General features: G+C 64.3%; 16 protein-coding genes. 5 read left to right on the top strand and 11 right to left on the bottom strand.

Features of this window, described 5'->3' with window-relative positions; all coding sequences use genetic code 11:
• The 4 genes from ACVWYQ_RS03600 to ACVWYQ_RS03585 are packed head-to-tail and all read right to left on the bottom strand — an operon-like array spanning position 1 to position 3,603.
• A complete protein-coding gene (locus tag ACVWYQ_RS03600; RefSeq protein ID WP_157285863.1) occupies positions 1-483 on the bottom strand; it encodes a tripartite tricarboxylate transporter TctB family protein in 483 nt (160 codons plus the stop codon).
• A gap of 11 nt (positions 484-494) precedes the next feature.
• Positions 495-1,487 (bottom strand): Bug family tripartite tricarboxylate transporter substrate binding protein, encoded by a 993-nt coding sequence (locus tag ACVWYQ_RS03595; protein ID WP_271546623.1) that lies wholly within the window; start codon positions 1,485-1,487, stop codon positions 495-497.
• A 52-nt stretch (positions 1,488-1,539) separates the two neighbouring features.
• The gene (locus tag ACVWYQ_RS03590) at positions 1,540-2,799 is read right to left on the bottom strand and encodes a CaiB/BaiF CoA transferase family protein (RefSeq protein WP_271546625.1); all 1,260 of its coding nucleotides are present in this window, start codon (positions 2,797-2,799) and stop codon (positions 1,540-1,542) included.
• 9 nt (positions 2,800-2,808) lie between these two features.
• Complete coding sequence (locus ACVWYQ_RS03585; protein ID WP_271546627.1) at positions 2,809-3,603, bottom strand: enoyl-CoA hydratase/isomerase family protein; 795 nt, start codon at positions 3,601-3,603, stop codon at positions 2,809-2,811.
• Positions 3,604-3,720: 117 nt separating this feature from the next.
• Here ACVWYQ_RS03585 and ACVWYQ_RS03580 point away from each other — a divergent pair, with 117 nt between their 5' ends.
• From ACVWYQ_RS03580 to ACVWYQ_RS03570, 3 genes are all read left to right on the top strand, one after another.
• Complete coding sequence (locus tag ACVWYQ_RS03580) at positions 3,721-4,386, top strand: GntR family transcriptional regulator (RefSeq protein WP_271546629.1); 666 nt, start codon at positions 3,721-3,723, stop codon at positions 4,384-4,386.
• A 255-nt stretch (positions 4,387-4,641) separates the two neighbouring features.
• Positions 4,642-7,656: an autotransporter outer membrane beta-barrel domain-containing protein gene (locus ACVWYQ_RS03575; protein ID WP_456725428.1), complete on the top strand. Its 3,015-nt coding sequence runs from the start codon at positions 4,642-4,644 to the stop codon at positions 7,654-7,656.
• Positions 7,657-7,869: 213 nt separating this feature from the next.
• Positions 7,870-8,841, top strand: coding sequence for an MBL fold metallo-hydrolase (locus ACVWYQ_RS03570; RefSeq protein WP_404651880.1), 972 nt, complete (start codon positions 7,870-7,872; stop codon positions 8,839-8,841).
• A 55-nt stretch (positions 8,842-8,896) separates the two neighbouring features.
• On the opposite strand, the gene ACVWYQ_RS03565 is transcribed toward ACVWYQ_RS03570, so the two are convergent.
• The 7 genes from ACVWYQ_RS03565 to ACVWYQ_RS03535 all read right to left on the bottom strand — a co-directional run bounded on the left by ACVWYQ_RS03565 (position 8,897) and on the right by ACVWYQ_RS03535 (position 14,921).
• Positions 8,897-9,421: a DUF4269 domain-containing protein gene (locus ACVWYQ_RS03565; protein WP_404541289.1), complete on the bottom strand. Its 525-nt coding sequence runs from the start codon at positions 9,419-9,421 to the stop codon at positions 8,897-8,899.
• The gene (locus tag ACVWYQ_RS03560; RefSeq protein WP_275517256.1) at positions 9,402-9,815 is read right to left on the bottom strand and encodes an ASCH domain-containing protein; all 414 of its coding nucleotides are present in this window, start codon (positions 9,813-9,815) and stop codon (positions 9,402-9,404) included. Before ACVWYQ_RS03560 ends, ACVWYQ_RS03565 begins: the two co-directional genes overlap by 20 nt.
• Before the next feature lies 1 nt (position 9,816).
• Complete coding sequence (locus ACVWYQ_RS03555) at positions 9,817-10,536, bottom strand: haloacid dehalogenase type II (protein ID WP_404541292.1); 720 nt, start codon at positions 10,534-10,536, stop codon at positions 9,817-9,819.
• 148 nt (positions 10,537-10,684) lie between these two features.
• Positions 10,685-11,686 carry a class II fructose-bisphosphatase gene (gene glpX / locus ACVWYQ_RS03550; protein WP_157285871.1) on the bottom strand — a complete coding sequence of 334 codons (1,002 nt, stop codon included), beginning with the start codon at positions 11,684-11,686 and terminating at the stop codon, positions 10,685-10,687.
• 165 nt (positions 11,687-11,851) lie between these two features.
• Positions 11,852-13,168, bottom strand: coding sequence for a homoserine dehydrogenase (locus ACVWYQ_RS03545; protein WP_157285872.1), 1,317 nt, complete (start codon positions 13,166-13,168; stop codon positions 11,852-11,854).
• A 28-nt stretch (positions 13,169-13,196) separates the two neighbouring features.
• Positions 13,197-14,417: an LL-diaminopimelate aminotransferase gene (locus ACVWYQ_RS03540; protein ID WP_271546642.1), complete on the bottom strand. Its 1,221-nt coding sequence runs from the start codon at positions 14,415-14,417 to the stop codon at positions 13,197-13,199.
• Positions 14,418-14,645: 228 nt separating this feature from the next.
• Positions 14,646-14,921 (bottom strand): hypothetical protein, encoded by a 276-nt coding sequence (locus tag ACVWYQ_RS03535; RefSeq protein ID WP_404541295.1) that lies wholly within the window; start codon positions 14,919-14,921, stop codon positions 14,646-14,648.
• Between the two features lie 253 nt (positions 14,922-15,174).
• Here ACVWYQ_RS03535 and ACVWYQ_RS03530 point away from each other — a divergent pair, with 253 nt between their 5' ends.
• Positions 15,175-16,983: a PHA/PHB synthase family protein gene (locus ACVWYQ_RS03530; RefSeq protein WP_404541297.1), complete on the top strand. Its 1,809-nt coding sequence runs from the start codon at positions 15,175-15,177 to the stop codon at positions 16,981-16,983.
• Between the two features lie 122 nt (positions 16,984-17,105).
• Positions 17,106-17,504, top strand: coding sequence for an MAPEG family protein (locus ACVWYQ_RS03525; RefSeq protein WP_271546649.1), 399 nt, complete (start codon positions 17,106-17,108; stop codon positions 17,502-17,504).
• Positions 17,505-17,583 lie beyond the last annotated feature (79 nt).

Below are 17,583 nucleotides of genomic sequence, written 5' to 3'. Positions count from 1 at the left end.
TCAGAACCCGAGCGCGGAAGCGAGCGCGCCGTGCGGCAGGCTGACCTGGAACATGCGCTCGAACACGAGGTAGAGCGCGAGCGCCGTGGCACCTGCCATGGCGAGCGCGCGCGGCACCGATTGGTGCTGGGGGATCGCCAGCACGGTGAAGACGTAGAGAGCCGAGGCGACGTACATCCCGGCGAGCGGGATCGCGGCGACGAAGATGGCAGCCGGCACGAACAGGCCGGCGAGCCGACGCAGCTCGATGGACGTGATCGCGATGGGAACGTTTGCGAGCGTCGCGGCCGGCAGCACGCCTCGTACCAGATTGGTGAGGCTCCCGACCACGATGATGATCCCGGTCAGGAACGGGAACGTGCCGGCGTCCACGCCTGCGCTCGACCAGCCGATGCCATTGTCGAGGCTGGAGACGACGACGGCCACGCCGAAGCTGCCGGTGAGCACGGCTGTCGCAAGTTCAAGCGTGCGGCGTGAGATCATGGCGTAATGCCTTACTTCACCAGCCAGCCCTGCTCGCCCGCGACCTGCTTGACGCGCTCGAGGTCCTCCTTGATGAATTTTTCGAGCTCGGCACCGGTGAGGAACGTGTCGACCTGGGAGGTCTTCTCGATGTAGTCCTTCCACTCCGGCGTCGCCTGCACCTTCTTCATGAGGTCGACATAGAACGCGGCCTGTTCCGGCGTGACCTTGCCGGGCAGCCACACCGTGCGCGGCTGCTCATATTGCTTGATGTCGAGGCCCTGCTCGACGCAAGTTGGAACGTCGCCCCAGCCATCCGTCGCAGTGACCTTCGGCCCCTGCGGCAGCCGCTTCGGGCTGAACACGCAGAGCGGTCGCTGCGTGCCCCCGCGCCATTGCCCGAGGCTTTCGCTCGGGTTGTTGACGTGGGAGTCGAGATGCCCGCCGGCGAGCTGCACGGCGGTCTCGGCGCCGCTCTTGAAGGGGATGTAGGTCAGCTTGACCTTGCCGGTCTTCTCGATCATGCGCGTCAGCACCTCGTCGGTGTCCTTCGACTGCGCGCCGCCCATCTTGAATTCGCCCGCTGCGGCCGCCTTCAGATAATCGCCTGCGGTCTTGTAAGGCGCGTCCTGCTTGACCCAGAGCAGGAATTCGTCCTGCGCCATCGCCGCGATCGGCGTGAGATCGGTGTAGTTGAAGGCGACCTTGGAGACGAGCGGTTGCTGCCAGGCGTTCGACGTGCCGAAGATGACCTTGTAGGGATCGCCCGCGGAGGCCTTTCCGTAGACATAGCCTTCGGCGCCGCTACCGCCGCCCTTGTTGACGACGACGATCGGCTGCTCGATCAGCTTGTGCTTAGTGATGATGTTCTGCACCGCGCGCGCGAGATTGTCGGTGCCGCCGCCGGGACCGGCGGTGGCGATGAACTCGATCGGCTTTTGCGGCTGCCAGGCGGCGAGCGCCGGCATGGTGCCGGCGAGCAGGACTGCGGCTGCCGAGAGCAGAAATGTTGACGTCCGACCCATGATTTCCTCCAGCTGATTTTTTGTCTTTTGTTGTTGTCGTATCGGCGTCCGGTCAGGCGACGTGTTCCTCACGTATTTCCTGGGCCGAGACGATCGCGCCTTCTTTTTCGAGCGCTTCGATTCGTGACTGGTCGAACCCGTGCTCGGCCAGAACCTCTCGCGTGTGCTCACCATAGACCGGTGCGCCTGATCGCACTTTCCCCGGGGTCTCCGAAAACTTGATGGGAAGCCCGATCGTCTTGACGGGACCGAGCGTGGAGTGCTCGACCTCGACGACCATCTCGCGCGCCAGCGTCTGCGGATCGCCGAGCGCCTCCAGCATGTCGTGCACGGGGCCGCACGGCACGCCCTTCTCGTCCAGCGCCGCCAGCCAATGCGCCCGCGACTTCGTGCGGAAGCGCTCGCTCAGGACGGCTTCGAGCTCTTTCAGGTTGGCCATGCGATCGGCACCGGTGACGAAGCGCGGATCGTCGGCGAGCTCGCTCGCGCCGAGCGCTTCCAGCATCAACAGCCAATGCTTCTTGTTGGCGCCGCCGACCACGAGCCAGCCGTCCGAGGCTTCGAACGCCTGATACGGCGCGTTGAGTGGATGCGCCGAGCCCATCGCGCGCGGCGCAGTGCCCGCGGCGAGCGCGATGGTCGACTGCCAATAGGTTTGCACCAGCGCAGCTTCATACAGCGAGGTCTCGACCCACTGCCCTTCACCGGTCTTGAGGCGATGCGTGTAGGCCGCCAGGATACCCATGCTCGCGAGCAGGCCGGCGGTGATGTCGGACAGCGGCGGTCCACATTTGACGGGCGGACCGTCGGGCCGCTCGCCGGTAAAGCTCATGATGCCGCTCATGGCTTGCGCGACGAGATCGAATCCCCTGCGATGCTTGTACGGGCCGGTGCGGCCGAAGCCCGACAGCGAGCAATAGATCAGCGCCGGGAATTCCGCGTGCAGCGCCTCGTAGCCGAAGCCGAGGCGTTCCATGGCGCCCGGCGCAAAGTTCTCGACCAGCACGTCGGCATTCGCGATCAGCCGGCGCAGCACCTCTTTGCCACCGTCGGTCTTCAGATCCAGCACGATGCCGCGCTTGTTGCGATTCATCATCAGGAACGAGGCCGCCTCGTCGCCGATCTTCGGCGGCACCGAATGACGGGTGTCGTCGCCGTTCGGCCATTTCTCGATCTTGATGACGTCGGCGCCCATGTCGGCGAGCATCAGGGTGCAGGTCGGTCCCGCCATGACGTGGGTGAGGTCAATGACCTTGAGGCCGGCCAGCGGGCCCGAGCGGCGGGAGGTGGATTGCGACGGATCGCTTTGCATCGGCTCGTCCTATTGGCCGCGCCATTGCGGCGCGCGCTTGTTGAGGAAAGCATCGAGCCCTTCGCGAAAATCCTGGCTCGTGTAGCACATCAGGATGAGGTCTTCGCCCTCGTCCTGCGTCAGCCGGCGTTGCAGACGCGCCACCGCCTGCTTGATCGCATTCAGCGTCAACGGCGCATGGCTCGCGACGAGCCGGGCGACCTCGTCTGCGCGTCGTTCAAGGGCGGCAAGATCGTCGACGACCTCGCCGAGCAGCCCGACGCTTGCGGCCTCCGCGGCGTCGACGAGGCGCGCGGTGAAGATGAGATCCTTGACGCGCGCGGCGCCGATCAGCGCGGTGAGACGGCTGACATTGGACATCGAAAGGCAATTGCCGAGCGTCCTGGCGATGGGGAATCCGATCTTCGCAGCTTTCGTGCCGATGCGGAGGTCGCAGGCCGCGGCAATGCCCGCCCCGCCGCCGGTACAGAAGCCGTTGATCGCCGCGATCGTCGGCACCCGGCACTGCTCGAGCGTGGTCAGCACGCGGTCGATGCGGTTCTCGTAATCGATGGCGTCCTGCGGCGACTTGAACTCGCGAAACTGGTTGATGTCGGTGCCGGACGCGAAGGCCTTGTCGCCGGCTCCGCGCAGCACCAGCACCTTGATGTCATGGTCGCGGTTGACCTCCTCGCAGATCGCGGCAAGCCGCTCGTACATGGCAAAAGTGAAGGCATTGCGGGCCTGCGGGCGGTTGAAGGTGATCCGCCCGATGCCGCCGTCGCGCTCGAACACGAGGTCTCCAGCCTCCACTTGCAGGTCCATTTCCTCACACCTTTCTGTTTTTTACATTTTTGAATGCAAAACTTGGAATTTTCAAGCTGGAACTTGACAGTTTCTGCATATAAGCTCGATTTTGCATTCAAAACTGAGCTCAGAGCCATGCTTCACGACGAGGTCGTCAACCGCATCCGCGCCATCCTGCTCGACGGCGAGATCCCGCCGGGCGCGCGGATTCCCGAGCGCGAGCTGTGCGAGCGGCTCGAAATCTCGCGGACGCCGCTGCGCGAGGCGCTCAAGGTGCTGGCGGCGGAAGGGCTCGTGCAGCTGCTGCCGCATCGCGGCTCGCGGGCAGCAAAGCTGACCGACAAGGACATGCGCGACCTGTTCGAGGTCTGCCAGGGCTTGGAGGCTCTCGCGGGCGAACTCGCCTGCGAGCGCATCAGCGACGCCGAGATCGACGCGATCGCCGCCGCACATGCGGACATGGTGCAGCATTATCGTGAGCGCGACCTGATCCAGTACTACCGTGGCAATCGCGCCATTCACGAAGCCATCGTGACTGCGGCAGGAAATCCCGTGCTCGCCGGGCTTTACGCCTCGGTGACCGCGCGCATCCGGCGCGCGCGCTATGTCACGCCGATGACGGCGCAGCGCTGGGCGCTCGCCGTGAAGGAGCACGAGGCGATCCTGAACGCGCTTCAGCGCCGCGACGGCGTTGGCCTCTCGCATATTCTGCGAGCACATCTCCGTCACAAGCGCGAAGAGGTGCTGCAGGCGGGCTTCGCCGAGACGGAAGGCAGTGAGCCCACGTTGCGTATTGCGTGAGTGGCGAGACACCGGCGGGTGGTCGCGCTGCCCGGAAAACAAGCAACCTTCTGTTGCCCCGCAATCACACCGCCCCGAAATCGTCAGTGAGGTCGGCGACGAGAAGTGGCGCCGGTGGTCCGCCGGCGGCGAAACAGCTACGTATGTCTCGCTCGGAACATTTGGCCACGCATTGCATCGGGGCGCCCTGTGGAATTGGCAATTGAGGTTGGCGGCTCGCGTACGAGGCGGAGAACGAGTTTAATCAAGGCGCTGTTGACGAGTACCGCATTGACGGCGGCGCTACCCGCCGTGGCGGCAATTCTGCTCACGGCGATCTCCGGCCAGGCGGCCGCCCAGACCTGGAATGGCGGCCCCGGATTTTGGGCCGTAGGCGGAAGCTGGACGCCGGCCATCGTTCCCAACGCAGTCGACGCTGTTGCGACATTCAATGCGACGGTCCCGAATCAAGGTCCACAAGTCAATCTGCAGGCCGGGACGTTCACGATTGGCACGTTGAATCTGAACTCTTCGGCCACGAACAGCAATTTCGGTTTCGTCAACGGCACCCTGATCATGCAGACCAGCGCGGGCTCGGCCGCGATCAATGTGCAATCAAGCAATCCGTTCCTGACCGGCGATATTACGGCCGGCGGCGTTCTTCAGCTCAATTCTAACACCGTCATCACGACGGCCTCCGCGAGTGCGGAGTTCCTGGTCGACAGCACCGGCCAGATCACAGGTCCCGGCAGCTTGACGGTCGCCGGTCCCGGCAGAGTCACGCTGAACAGCACCAACACCTATGCGGGCGGCACCGCGGTCACTGGCGGGACACTGACCGGCGGTCACGCAACGGCGGGCGCGATCGACGCGTTCGGGGGCGGTGCCATCACCATGAGCGGCGGCACATTACGCACGACCGTCACCGGGACGCTAGCGAACGATATCACCTTCACGACCGCCACGACCTCGACCCTGGCGGCGGGCGCCGGCACGACTCTGTTGGCCGCGGGCGGCATGAGCATGAACGACGCTCATGTGCAGTTCGGATCCGCAACGGATACGGGAACCGTTCAAGTGCAGTTCGCGGTCGGCACATCCGTCAGCACCGGTACGACGCTCGCGGTCAACGGCGGCACGTTGCAGGCAACCGACAGCATCCTATCGTTTCTTACAGGCAACGCCGGCTCAACGACGGTGGCCGCAGGCGCGGTCCTCGATTACAACGACCATACCAGCGCCCTGCGCAACCTGCTCGGCGCAGGAACGGTAAACACCGGATCCAGTGCCGCGACCACCATATCCATCATGAACGGCGATTTCGGTGGTGTCATCCAGGGCGCCGGGCGCCTGAGCCTGAGCTTCGGCCCATCCGGCACTGTGACGTTGACCGGCGCCAACACCTACACCGGTGGGACCAGCATCAATTCCGGCCACACGTTGCAGCTCGGCAATGGCGGCACGACCGGTTCGATTGTCGGCAACGTCGTCAACAACGGCACTTTCGCCGTCAATCGCTCGAACGTTCTCACCTTCACAGGCGTGATCAGCGGCACCGGCGCCTTCCAGCAGAATGGCAACAGCGCAACGAGCGTGACATTGCTGACGGCTGCGAACACCTACACCGGGTCAACAACCGTCAATAGCGGCGTCCTCGCCGTGATTGGCTCGATTGCATCCTCGGTCCTCACCACGGTGAACGCAAGCGGCCAACTGGTCGGCAGCGGCACCGTTGGCGCCACCCAGATCAACGCGGGTGGGCTTTTGTCGCCGGGCATTGTAGCCGCGCCAGGCACGTCCATGACCGTGGCAAGCCTCGCGATGCAGTCCGGGGCGCTGTATCTTGTCTACGTGGACCCCACGACGTCGACTTTTGCCAATGTGACCGGCAATGCGACCCTCGGCGGTGCCACGGTAGCTGCGAGCTTCGCGGCCGGAAGCTATGTCGCCAAGCAGTACACCATTCTCAACGCAGGCAGCGTCAGCGGCACATTCGATCCGACGGTCCTGAATGTCGGCCTGCCTTCGGGCTTCAATACCACGCTGAGCTACGACGCAACCCACGCCTATCTGAACCTTGCGCTGAACTTCGTGCCTCCATCGGGCAACCTCAACGTCAATCAGCAGAACGTCGGCAACGCGATCATCAACTATTTCAACACCAATGGCACGATCCCGCTGGTGTTCGGTAGCCTGACGCCCGCCGGCCTGACCCAGCTCTCCGGCGAGGTCGGCAGCGCGCCGCAGCAGACGACCTTCAACGCGATGAACCAGTTCATGGGCGTGATGACCGATCCGTTCATTGCGGGCCGCGGCGATCCCGTCAGTGCGGGCGGCACGCCGAATGCCTATGCGGATGAGACCGCCTTGGCGTACGCGCGCAAGCGCAAGCCGAACGACGCACTGGCTGCGATCTACACCAAGGCACCGGTTGCACCGTCGTTCGAGCAGCGGTGGAGCGTCTGGGCGGCAGGCTTCGGCGGCGCGCAGCAGACCGACGGCAACGCCATCGTCGGATCGAACACCACCACAAGCAACCTCTATGGCACCGCCGTCGGTGCGGATTATCGCATCTCGCCGGATACGCTGGTTGGCTTCGCGCTCGCCGGCGGCGGCACCAACTTTACCGTGGCGAACGCGCTCGGCGGCGGCCGGTCCGACCTGTTCCAGGCCGGCGCCTTCCTCCGGCACATCGTCGGCCCTGCCTACATCACCGGTGCGCTGGCCTATGGATGGCAGGACATCACCACAGATCGCACCGTGACGGTTGCCGGCGTCGATCGCCTGCGCGCCGAGTTCAACGCCAACGCCTATTCCGGCCGCCTCGAGGGCGGCTACCGCTTCGTCACGCAGGGCGTCGGCCTTACGCCTTACGCCGCAGCGCAGTTCACGACGTTCGACCTGCCGGCTTACGCCGAACAGGCCATCGTCGGCGGCAACCTGTTCGCGCTGGCCTATGGTGCCAAGAGCGTCACTAACACCCGCACCGAGCTCGGCCTGCGCACGGACAAATCCTTCGCCCAGGCTGACGGGATCGTCACCTTGCGCGGGCGGCTCGCCTGGGCGCACGACTTCAATCCGGACCGCGTCATCGGAGCTACGTTCCAAGCTCTTCCCGGCGCGAGCTTTGTCGTAAACGGTGCGGCGATGGCCTCGGACTCCGCGCTGGTGACGGGATCGGTCGAGAAGAAATGGCTCACCGGCTGGTCGGCTGCCGGGACGTTCGAGGGTGAGTTCTCGAACGTCACGCGCTCCTACGCAGGCAAGGGCGTGGTCCGATACAGCTGGTGATGCCGCGGGCACACGATCACCAGACACACCAGACACAAAGGTGACACAATTATTGGCGGGCAGCCGGAATGGCTTTCGCTTCGGCAGGCGGCTCTCATCGTCAAAACCAATTCCACTTGCTAGCTCATCTGAACCGGAGCAGCATCCGCCTATCGGCGCGCGCCGAACACAACGCGCACAACGCGTTGTGAAAAACGAAAGCGGAGAAAAAGGATGACATTCGACGTCTCGCGTCGGTCCCTACTCGCACTCGGCGCCGGCCTCGGCGCCAGCGCCATGCTCGGCAGCAGCGCGATGGCGCGGGCGCCCAAGCTCGGCACCCAGACGCCCTACTGGCACCGCTTCATTCTCGGCGATGCCGAGGTGACCGTCGTATCCGACGGACCACTTCCGCTCGGCGATCCCTCCGGGACCTTCACCGGCGTTTCCAAGGAAGAGGTCAAGAAGATGCTGGCCGACAATTTCCTGTCGCCGGACAATGTCGTGCTCGAACAGAATTCCCCGATCGTCAACACCGGAGACAAGCTCATCCTGTTCGACACCGGCATGGGCTCATCGAAAATGTTCGGTGCCAGCACCGGCCGCCAGCAAAAGAGCATGACCGAGGCCGGCATCAAACCCGGCGACATCGACGCCGTGGTGTGCTCGCATGCCCATATCGATCATATCGGCGGCATCGTCGACGAGGGCGGCAAGCCGCTGTTCCCTAACGCGCAAGTCTACATCGCCCAGAGCGATTTCGACTTCTGGACCGACGAAGGCAAGCTCGGCAGCGCGGCCAAGGACTTCGTCGTCCACGCCCGCAAGAACCTGCTGCCGGTCCGAGACCGGATCAAGTTCTTCAAGGACGGCGAGGAATTCCTGCCTGGCGTGCAGGCGATCGCTGCGCCCGGCCACACCGTCGGCCACACCATCTTCATGGTCTCGTCGGCAGGCAAGTCGTTCGCCTTCCTCGGCGATCTCTCGCACCATTCGGTGCTGCTGCTGGAGAAGCCACGGATGGAGTTCTCCTACGATTCCGACCCGAAGCAGGCGGCCGAATCGCGCGTCAAGCTGCTGACGATGCTGGCCGCGAACAAGATCCCGGTGATGTCCTATCACTTCGCCTGGCCAGGCTATGGTCATGTCGCCAAGGCCGGAGATGGTTTCCGCTACTATCCGGAGCCGATGAAGATGACGTTGTAGCCGTCAGTTCAGATCCGGGCGGCGCGGGGACCTGTGCGGTCCCTCGCGGCGAACCTTACAGGCACTCCAGGCGGGCCCGCAGCTGAGCGTCGGTCTCACGGCCCAATGCAAGCAATTCGGAATACGGGTCCCCGGCAATGCCGAGCGCGGCGGCAAACGCGGGCTCGGTCTTCATCCCGCGCGCCCTATGGTCGGCCACGGCTTTGCGCAGACGCCCGTCGCCGAGCGCGAGCAATCTGCGCTCGATCTCGAAGTGCAGCCAGCCTTCCTGCTGATCGACCGGCCTCGGGTCCCCGAACAGCTCGAACGGCCAGCCGCCCCATTCGAAGCGGGCCACCACCGGCCGTTGGCTGGAGCACCATTGGTAGAGCGCAAACCCGTCACAGGCGCGGTACCGTCGCCAAACCACTTCGGCGAAAGCCGCCGCGTCCGGAACGTGGCAGACGACATCGATGTCGCTCAATGGCGTCGAGAGCCCCAAGGGCAGCGTCCCGACCACGCGTGGATCGAACTCCCGCAGCTCATCGAGCAATCCCGAACTGCCGATCGCCGCTTCGTAGCTATCGATCGTTCCCGGCATCGCCGAAGACCTCGACCAGGCGAAAACGCTCGCACATCAGCATCATGTCGTCGCTATAGCGCCCGAGCCTGCCGAAATAGGATTGATGGGCACGGCGCCAATGACCCAGGCTCCGGTCGCCTTCTCCCTCATCATGTGCAAAGGCTGCGTCGACTTCATTGAAGCGCCGATATGTCACCTCGATGGTTTCGATGACGCAGCGCGGCTCTGCTCGCCCGTCGAGCACGACCCAGCGCTCACCTGGCGTAGACGTGTTCGGCTCATCTTCGGTGCTGCACGTCGCGGTCTTGATGCCCATGACGACGAGCTCGACCAATTCGTCAGCCAGCGCAGGATTGTCACCGAACGCGAAGGTTCGCAGATGCTGATACGGCTCGGGAATCCCCTTGCCCATCCTAGCAGCCGAGCTTGTCCGCGATGCCGCCAAAATCCCTCGCGACGATGTCCCATTGGCCGGTTGCTTCGAAATCGACCTTCTGAAGCGGGCCGTATTCGGTCGGCCGCGCCACGAAGGCGGTCTTCAACCCGTTCTTCTGCGCGGCGGCGAGATCGCCATTGTGGGCCGCGACCATCATCACCTCTTCCGGCCTGAGGCAGAGCAGCTTTGCTGCGCCGAGATAGGTCTCGGGATCGGGCTTGTAGTGCTCGAACAGCTCAGCCGACATGATGAGGTCCCACGGCAGGCCGGCGAACTTCGCCATGTTGGTGAGCAGCGCGACGTTCCCGTTCGAGAGCGGCGAGATCACGAATTTTGATTTCAGACGCCTCAAGCCGGCGACGCTGTCGGGCCAGGGATGCAGGCGGTGCCAGCCTTTGGTGAGGTAATCGAGATCGGCCTCGGTGAGGCCCTTGATCGCGAATTTCGCGACGAGCTGCTCCAGCGAGCGGCGGTGCAGGTCATCGAGCATGACGTAGCCGCGCTCTGGATGTTGGCGCACGTCGTCCATCGAGGCCATGTACATGCCACGCCAGCCGTCGACGAGCGCGGTCCAATCCGCGCTGATGCCGCGCTGCTTGCTCCACCACATGAAGTCGGTGATCAGGCTGGTGCGCCAGTCGACGACCGTGCCGAACACGTCGAACACCAGGGCTTTGACGGCGGAGAGATCGGACATGGGCGCTTCCTCCGATTGTTCTTATTGTCATTCCGGGGCGATGCGCAGCATCGAGCCCGGAATCCATTTCGCGTCGGAGTCTGCCGCCCGATGGATTCCGGGCTCTCGCTTCGCGAGCCCCGGAATGACGGCAGTTGGCGTGCCTGGATCAATCCAGATGGAACTTGGCCAGCTCGCGGTGCTCGGCCTTGATGTAGCGCACGGTGCCGGTGACCGAGCGCATCACCACCGTCTCGGTCTCGATCACGCCGTCCTTGCGGAACTTGACGCCCGAGAGCAGCGAGCCCGTGGTGACGCCGGTGGCGGCGAACAGGCAGTCGCCGCGCGCCATGTCCTCGATGCCGTAGATCATCTTGGGATCGTTGACGCCCATCTTGGCAGCGCGCTCGCGCTTCTCGTCGGAATCGAGGATGAGGCGGCACTGCATCTGGCCGCCGATGCAGCGCAGCGCCACGGCGGCGAGCACGCCTTCCGGTGCACCGCCGGTGCCGAGATACATGTCGACGCCGGTGTTGTCGGGGTCGGCGCAATGGATGACGCCGGCGACGTCGCCGTCGGTGATCAGGCGCACGGCAGCGCCGGTCGAGCGCACGCTCGATATGATGTCGGCATGGCGCGGACGGTCGAGCACGAGAACGGTGATGCCCTCAGGCTTCACGCCCTTGGCCTTGGCGAGGCGGCGGACATTGTCGGCCGGCGAGGCATCGAGATCGACGACACCCCTGTCGTAGCCGGGGCCGATCGCGAGCTTCTGCATGTAGACGTCGGGGGCGTGCAGCAGCGTGCCGCCGTCGGCCATCGCCATGGTGGCGATCGAGCCCGGCATGTTCTTGGCGCACAGCGTGGTGCCTTCGAGCGGGTCGACCGCGATATCGACCTCGGGACCGGCCTTGAGGCCGACCTGCTCGCCGATATAGAGCATCGGCGCCTCGTCGCGCTCGCCCTCGCCGATCACGATGGTGCCCTGGATCGGCAGCTTGTTGAGCTCGCGCCGCATGGCGTCGACGGCGGCCTGGTCGGCCGCCTTCTCGTTGCCGTGGCCGCGCAACCGCGCCGACGACACCGCCGCCCGCTCCGTCACCCGCACGATCTCCAGCGTGAGAATTCGCTCGAGCAAGGCGTGCGGGGGGACTTCAATATGGGTCGACATCGGCTTACTCCTTCGAAACGTTTCTGGGCGGGATTCCTGCCCGCGCTAACTCACAACGCCCACGGTTCGTTCGACCGAACGACCGCCTTATGGCTTGAGCATGACCTTTCCGGAAAAACGCTCAACACTTTGCGCTGCGCGGCCCTCCGGGTCCGAGGTCATGCTCTAGTTCTTCTCGATCCGGATCACCTGCGGCCGTCCGCTGATCACCTTGTCCTTCTGCACGGCGGCGAGCGCACGGCGCACGGCATCCTCGTGTGTGGCATAGGTGATCAGGATGACGGGCACGGGGACCGCCTTGCCGTCAGTGGGCGCAGCGCCGCCATTGGGATGACGCTGCACGATCGACTCGATCGAGATCTTCTGCTCGGCAAGCCGCGTCGCGATCGCGGCCGCAGTGCCGGGGAAATCGCGCGCGAGCAGGCGAATGTAATAGCCGCCCTCGTGGCGCTCCATCGGCGCCTTCTTGGTGTCGCGCAGCTGCCCGATCGGCCGGCCGAACGGATTGGCGCGGATGCCGCGCGCGACGTCGGCGATGTCGGCGACGACGGCGGATGCGGTCGCAGCACCGCCCGCGCCGGGGCCGACCAGCGTGATCGGCGGAATGCCTTCGCCATCGATCGTGACCGCATTGGTGACACCCATCACCTGCGCGATCGAGGAGGATTTCGGCACCATGGTCGGATGCACGCGCTGCTCGATGCCCTTGGCGGTGCGCACGGCAACACCGAGCAGTTTGAGCCGATAACCGAGATCGTCGGCGGCGCGAAGATCTTCCGGCGCGATGGAGGAGATGCCTTCGACATACACCGCACTTTGAGCAACTTTCGTGCCGAAAGCGAGGCTGGCGAGAATGGCGAGCTTTTGCGCGGTATCGTGGCCATCGACGTCGAAGGACGGATTGGCCTCGGCATAGCCGAGCCGCTGCGCATCCTTGAGGCATTCGGCGAAGGACAGGCCCTCCTGCTCCATCCGGGTCAGGATGTAATTGCAGGTGCCGTTGAGGATGCCGTAGACGCGGTTGATGCCGGTTCCGGCAAGGCCTTCACGTAACGTCTTGATGACGGGGATCGCGGCGCCGACCGCTGCCTCGAAATTCAGCGCACCGCCGTGCTTTTCAGCCGCCTTGGCCAGCTTGAGGCCGTGCTTGGCGAGCAGCGCCTTGTTGGCTGTGACGACCGACTTGCCGGCGCCGAGCGCGGCGTCCACCGCCGACAGCGCGGGATCGCCGGCGCCGCCCATCAGCTCGACGAAGCAATCGACCTCCGGATGCGTGGCGAGCGCGATCGGGTCCTTCGCCCAATCGAAGCCGCGCAGGTCGATGCCGCGCTTCTTCGCCTTCGAACGCGCGGTGACCGCAACCACGCGGATGCCCCGGCCGCTGCGCCCTGCGAGCACGCGCGCCTGTGTTTCGATCAAACGGATAACCTCGGCACCCACGGTGCCGAGCCCCGCTATGCCCACTTTCAGCGGTGCGACCATGATACTTCAGAAAACCTGCAGAAGAGAATTACCGCCGATTGGCGAGAGGAACCACGTTGTGCAACGTTTCGATGCCGCTTTCAAGGAAGCGGCGGACGCCGCGCGCGGCCTGCCTGATCCGTTGCTCGTTTTCCACCATGGCGATGCGGACATATCCTTCACCATGCTCGCCGAAGCCGACGCCGGGCGAGACCGCAACGCCGGATTTCTCCACCAACAGGGTCGCGAACTGCATGCTGCCGACGCTGCGGAAGGCTTCCGGCAGCGGCACCCAGGCGAACATCGAGGCCTCCGGCGGCGGGATCTCCCACCCCGCGCGGCCGAACGATTCAACCAGCGCGTCGCGGCGCTTGCGGTAGGTGTCGCGCATCTCCTTGATGCAATCGTCCGGACCGTTCAGCGCCGCGGTCGCCGCGACCTGCACCGGCGTGAAGGCGCCGTAATCGAGGTAGGATTTGACGCGGGCGAGCGCGGCGATCACGCGCTCATTGCCAACCGCAAAGCCCATGCGCCAGCCGGCCATCGAATAGGTCTTCGACATCGAGGTGAACTCGACGGTGCAGTCCATCGCGCCCGGCACCTGCAGCACCGAGGGCGGCGGGTTGCTCTCGTCGAAATAGACCTCGGCATAGGCCAGATCGGACAGGATCAGGATCTCGTGCTTCTTCGCGAAGGCGACGAGGTCCTTGTAGAAGTCGAGGCTCGCGACATAGGCGGTCGGGTTCGAGGGATAGCAGACGACGAGCGCGAGCGGCTTGGGGATCGAATGCACGATCGCCCGCTCAGCCGTCTCGAAGAATTGCGGCGTCGGCTCCGACGGCACCGAGCGGATGACGCCGCCCGCCATCAAGAAACCGAAGGCGTGAATCGGGTAGCTCGGGTTCGGACAGAGGATGACGTCGCCCGGCGCGGTGATCGCCTGCGCCACATTGGCGAAACCCTCCTTCGAACCCAGCGTCGCCACGACCTGGGTGTCGGGGTTCAGCTTCACGCCGAAGCGGCGGGCGTAATAGGCGGCCTGGGCCCGGCGCAGCCCGGGGATGCCGCGGGAGGCCGAGTAGCGGTCGGTGCGCGGCTTGCCGAGCGTCTCCTTCAGCTTCTCCAGCACATGCGCTGGCGCCGGCAGGTCCGGATTGCCCATGCCGAGGTCGATGATGTCGGCGCCGGCATTGCGCGCAGCCGCCTTGGCCCGGTTGACCTGCTCGAACACGTAAGGCGGAAGGCGGCGAATGCGGTAAAATTCTTCCATGGCTCTCTGGGCTCCGGGCAACCGGTCAGGACAGAATCGACAGGCCGCGAGGGCCGGCACGAAAGCACTCAGGCTCCATTGCGAAAATTACTCAAAATCAGATACTTAGAGCAATCGTCGGCAACGAAGATTGAAGTCGTTAGCCCTGACTCCAGGCTGAACCGAGGTCTTTTAGCACGGCAAAGCGGAGGCGCCAGCGATTACCTTGCCGGTCTCCCGGCCACGGGCCTATTTGGCGTCCTTGGCGGCGGCGGCCTGGCGATCGCGCGCGGCGGCGAGCTCGGCCTCGATCTTGGCGCGCTGCTCCAGCGGGATAATCGCCTGATCGCGATCCGGCGGCAGATCATGCACCGGCAGATAGGTCCCGGGCTCCCTGGCGCGCGGCGGCGCATCCGCGGGCGCCAGATCCGCGAGTTGACTCGAACACCCGCCCAGGGCGAGCGCGGCCATCAGCACCGCGCCGGAGATCGGCAGCGTCTTTTGCAGGTCCCATAACGCCAACACTTGGGAAATCCCCTACTCGTCCCAAAGCACGGCCCCGGGCAAGCTTACCCAAGACCGTGCGCAAGCTCAAACCATTGCTGCCCAAATGGTGCGAGCGAGAAAACAGCCGATGCCCAACAAACCGAGCCGTGCGGCCCGATTGTGACGGAACCAAGAAGATTTGTCGCAGTGCAACACATCTTCGAGAGTGTTTAACGTCAAACCTGCGAGCTTCGCGGTGACGAATACGGAATGAATCGTTACTGTTCTGCTCATGAGTATGGCCACGACCGATACGCCGAAACCCGAGACGAAGTTCGACGCCGAAGCCTTTGCGATGAACGTCGCGCGGGCGATGGAGAGCGGCGGCAAGGCGCTCGCCGCCTACCTCAAGCCGCGCGAGAGCGGCGAGGTGCAGGACCGTCCGCCGGCCGAGCTTGCCGAGGTCGTCAAGACGTTCACGTCGGTCGCCGAATATTGGCTGTCGGACACGTCCCGCTCGTCCGATCTCCAGACCAAGCTCGCCAAGGACTATCTCGACCTGTGGGGCTCGGCGGTGCGTCGCATGGCCGGCCAGGACGCCGAGCCGGCGATCGCCCCCTCGCCGCGCGACAAGCGCTTTGCCGATCCGGAATGGAAGTCGAACCAGTTCTTCGACTTCGTCATGCAGCTCTATCTGCTCACGACCAAATGGGCGCAGGAGCTGGTGCGCGACGCCGAAGGGCTCGATCCGCACACGCGCCGCAAGGCCGAGTTCTACGTCCAGCAGGTCACCAACGCGCTCTCGCCGTCGAACTTCGTGCTGACCAACCCCGAAGTGCTGCGCGAGACGGTGGCGTCCAGCGGCGAGAACCTCGCGCGCGGCCTGAAGATGCTGGCCGAGGACATCGCCGCCGGCAAGGGCATGCTGAAGATCCGCCAGTCCAACCCGGACAATCTCGTCGTCGGCGTCAACATGGCGACGACGCCGGGCAAGGTGATCTACCAGAACGAGATGATGCAGCTGATCCAGTATTCGCCGACGACGGAGAAGGTGCTGCGCACGCCGCTCCTAATCGTGCCGCCCTGGATCAACAAGTTCTACATCCTCGATCTCAAGCCGGAGAAATCCTACATCAAGTGGTGCGTCGACCAGGGCATCACCGTCTTCGTGATCTCATGGGTCAATCCCGACAAGCGGCTCGGCAACAAGGGCTGGGAAGACTACATGAAGGAAGGCCCGCTCACGGCGATGGACGTGATCGAGAAGATCACCGGCGAGATGAAGGTGCATACCGCCGGCTATTGCGTCGGCGGCACGATGCTCGCGACCACGCTGGCCTGGCTCGCCGAGAAGCGCCGCCAGCGCGTGTCGTCCGCGACGTTCTTCGCGGCCCAGGTCGACTTCACCCATGCCGGTGATCTGCTCGTGTTCGTCGACGAGGAGCAGATCGCGGCACTCGAGCAGGACATGAAAACGGTCGGCGTGCTCGAAGGCTCGAAGATGGCCATGGCCTTCAACATGCTGCGGTCCAACGACCTGATCTGGTCCTACGTGGTCAGCAACTATCTGAAGGGCCAGCAGCCGAGCGCATTCGACCTATTGCATTGGAACTCCGATGCGACACGGATGACCCAGGCCAACCATTCCTATTACCTGCGCAATTGCTACCTGGAGAACCGGCTCTCCACCGGCACGATGGCGCTCGACAACACCCTGCTCGATCTCTCCAAGGTGAAGGTGCCGGTCTACAATCTCGCCACCCGCGAGGATCACATCGCGCCCGCGGAATCGGTGCTCTACGGCTCGCAATTCTTCGGCGGCCCGGTGAAATACGTGCTGTCCGGCTCGGGCCACATCGCGGGCGTGGTCAATCCGCCTGCCGCGAACAAGTACCAGTATTGGACCAACGACAACATCAAGAACGTCAGCGTCGCGCAGTGGATGAAGGGCGCCGTGGAGCACAAGGGCTCGTGGTGGCCGGACTGGCGGGAGTGGCTCGGCGAGCTCGATCCCGAGGAAGTCCCGGCGCGCGCGGTCGGCAGCGACGCATTCCCGCCGATCGAGGACGCGCCCGGCAGCTATGTCAGAGTTCGCGCGTAGCGGAATCCGGCGCGCTTTCGTATAGGATAATTGTTTGAGCATGATCTTTTCGGAAAATCGCTACTCACTTTTCCGGATCATGCTCTCTCCTCAATCCAGCGACGACACAGGGGACCGGCACTATGACACGCGAATTGTTCTGGCTGACACTGACGGTGATCCTGACGGGAGTTCTGTGGGTTCCCTACATCATCAACCGCTGCCAGGTTCGCGGTTTGAGCGGTGCCATGGCCAACCCCGCGCGCGGCGACAAGCCGCAGGCGGAGTGGGCAAACCGGCTGATGTTCGCCCATGACAACGCGGTCGAGAACCTCGTCATCTTCGCCCCGCTGGTGCTGATCCTGAACGCGATCGACTATTCCACGAAATGGACGGTGCTTGCCTGCGCGGTCTATTTCTGGTCGCGCGTCGCGCACATCATCGTCTATGCGCTCGGAATTCCGGTGTTCCGCACCCTCGCCTTCACCGTCGGCTTCTTCGCCCAGGCCGTGCTGGTGCTGGCGATCTTCAGGGTGGTTTAGTCTCGTGTCCCGGACAAGGCGCGGCACATTGGTGACGTGCCGTAGAGCCGGGACCCAGAACGCAACAAGCGAAGCATAG

It is taken from the genome of Bradyrhizobium sp. USDA 3397, from assembly GCF_054060965.1.
The sequence above is the reverse complement of the archived record's forward strand: the minus strand, read 5'-3'. Positions and strand labels throughout refer to the sequence as shown.

Coding starts and splice junctions, on each gene's coding strand:
- ACVWYQ_RS03585 (WP_271546627.1), bottom strand. CDS start 3,603: ATGGACCTGCAAGTGGAGGCTGGAGACCTCGTGTTCGAGCGCGACGGC.
- ACVWYQ_RS03565 (WP_404541289.1), bottom strand. CDS start 9,421: ATGCCGGGAACGATCGATAGCTACGAAGCGGCGATCGGCAGTTCGGGA.
- ACVWYQ_RS03590 (WP_271546625.1), bottom strand. CDS start 2,799: ATGCAAAGCGATCCGTCGCAATCCACCTCCCGCCGCTCGGGCCCGCTG.
- ACVWYQ_RS03525 (WP_271546649.1), top strand. CDS start 17,106: ATGACACGCGAATTGTTCTGGCTGACACTGACGGTGATCCTGACGGGA.
- ACVWYQ_RS03580 (WP_271546629.1), top strand. CDS start 3,721: ATGCTTCACGACGAGGTCGTCAACCGCATCCGCGCCATCCTGCTCGAC.
- ACVWYQ_RS03570 (WP_404651880.1), top strand. CDS start 7,870: ATGACATTCGACGTCTCGCGTCGGTCCCTACTCGCACTCGGCGCCGGC.
- ACVWYQ_RS03545 (WP_157285872.1), bottom strand. CDS start 13,168: ATGGTCGCACCGCTGAAAGTGGGCATAGCGGGGCTCGGCACCGTGGGT.
- ACVWYQ_RS03560 (WP_275517256.1), bottom strand. CDS start 9,815: ATGGGCAAGGGGATTCCCGAGCCGTATCAGCATCTGCGAACCTTCGCG.
- ACVWYQ_RS03530 (WP_404541297.1), top strand. CDS start 15,175: ATGAGTATGGCCACGACCGATACGCCGAAACCCGAGACGAAGTTCGAC.
- ACVWYQ_RS03600 (WP_157285863.1), bottom strand. CDS start 483: ATGATCTCACGCCGCACGCTTGAACTTGCGACAGCCGTGCTCACCGGC.
- ACVWYQ_RS03540 (WP_271546642.1), bottom strand. CDS start 14,417: ATGGAAGAATTTTACCGCATTCGCCGCCTTCCGCCTTACGTGTTCGAG.
- ACVWYQ_RS03595 (WP_271546623.1), bottom strand. CDS start 1,487: ATGGGTCGGACGTCAACATTTCTGCTCTCGGCAGCCGCAGTCCTGCTC.
- ACVWYQ_RS03555 (WP_404541292.1), bottom strand. CDS start 10,536: ATGTCCGATCTCTCCGCCGTCAAAGCCCTGGTGTTCGACGTGTTCGGC.
- glpX (WP_157285871.1), bottom strand. CDS start 11,686: ATGTCGACCCATATTGAAGTCCCCCCGCACGCCTTGCTCGAGCGAATT.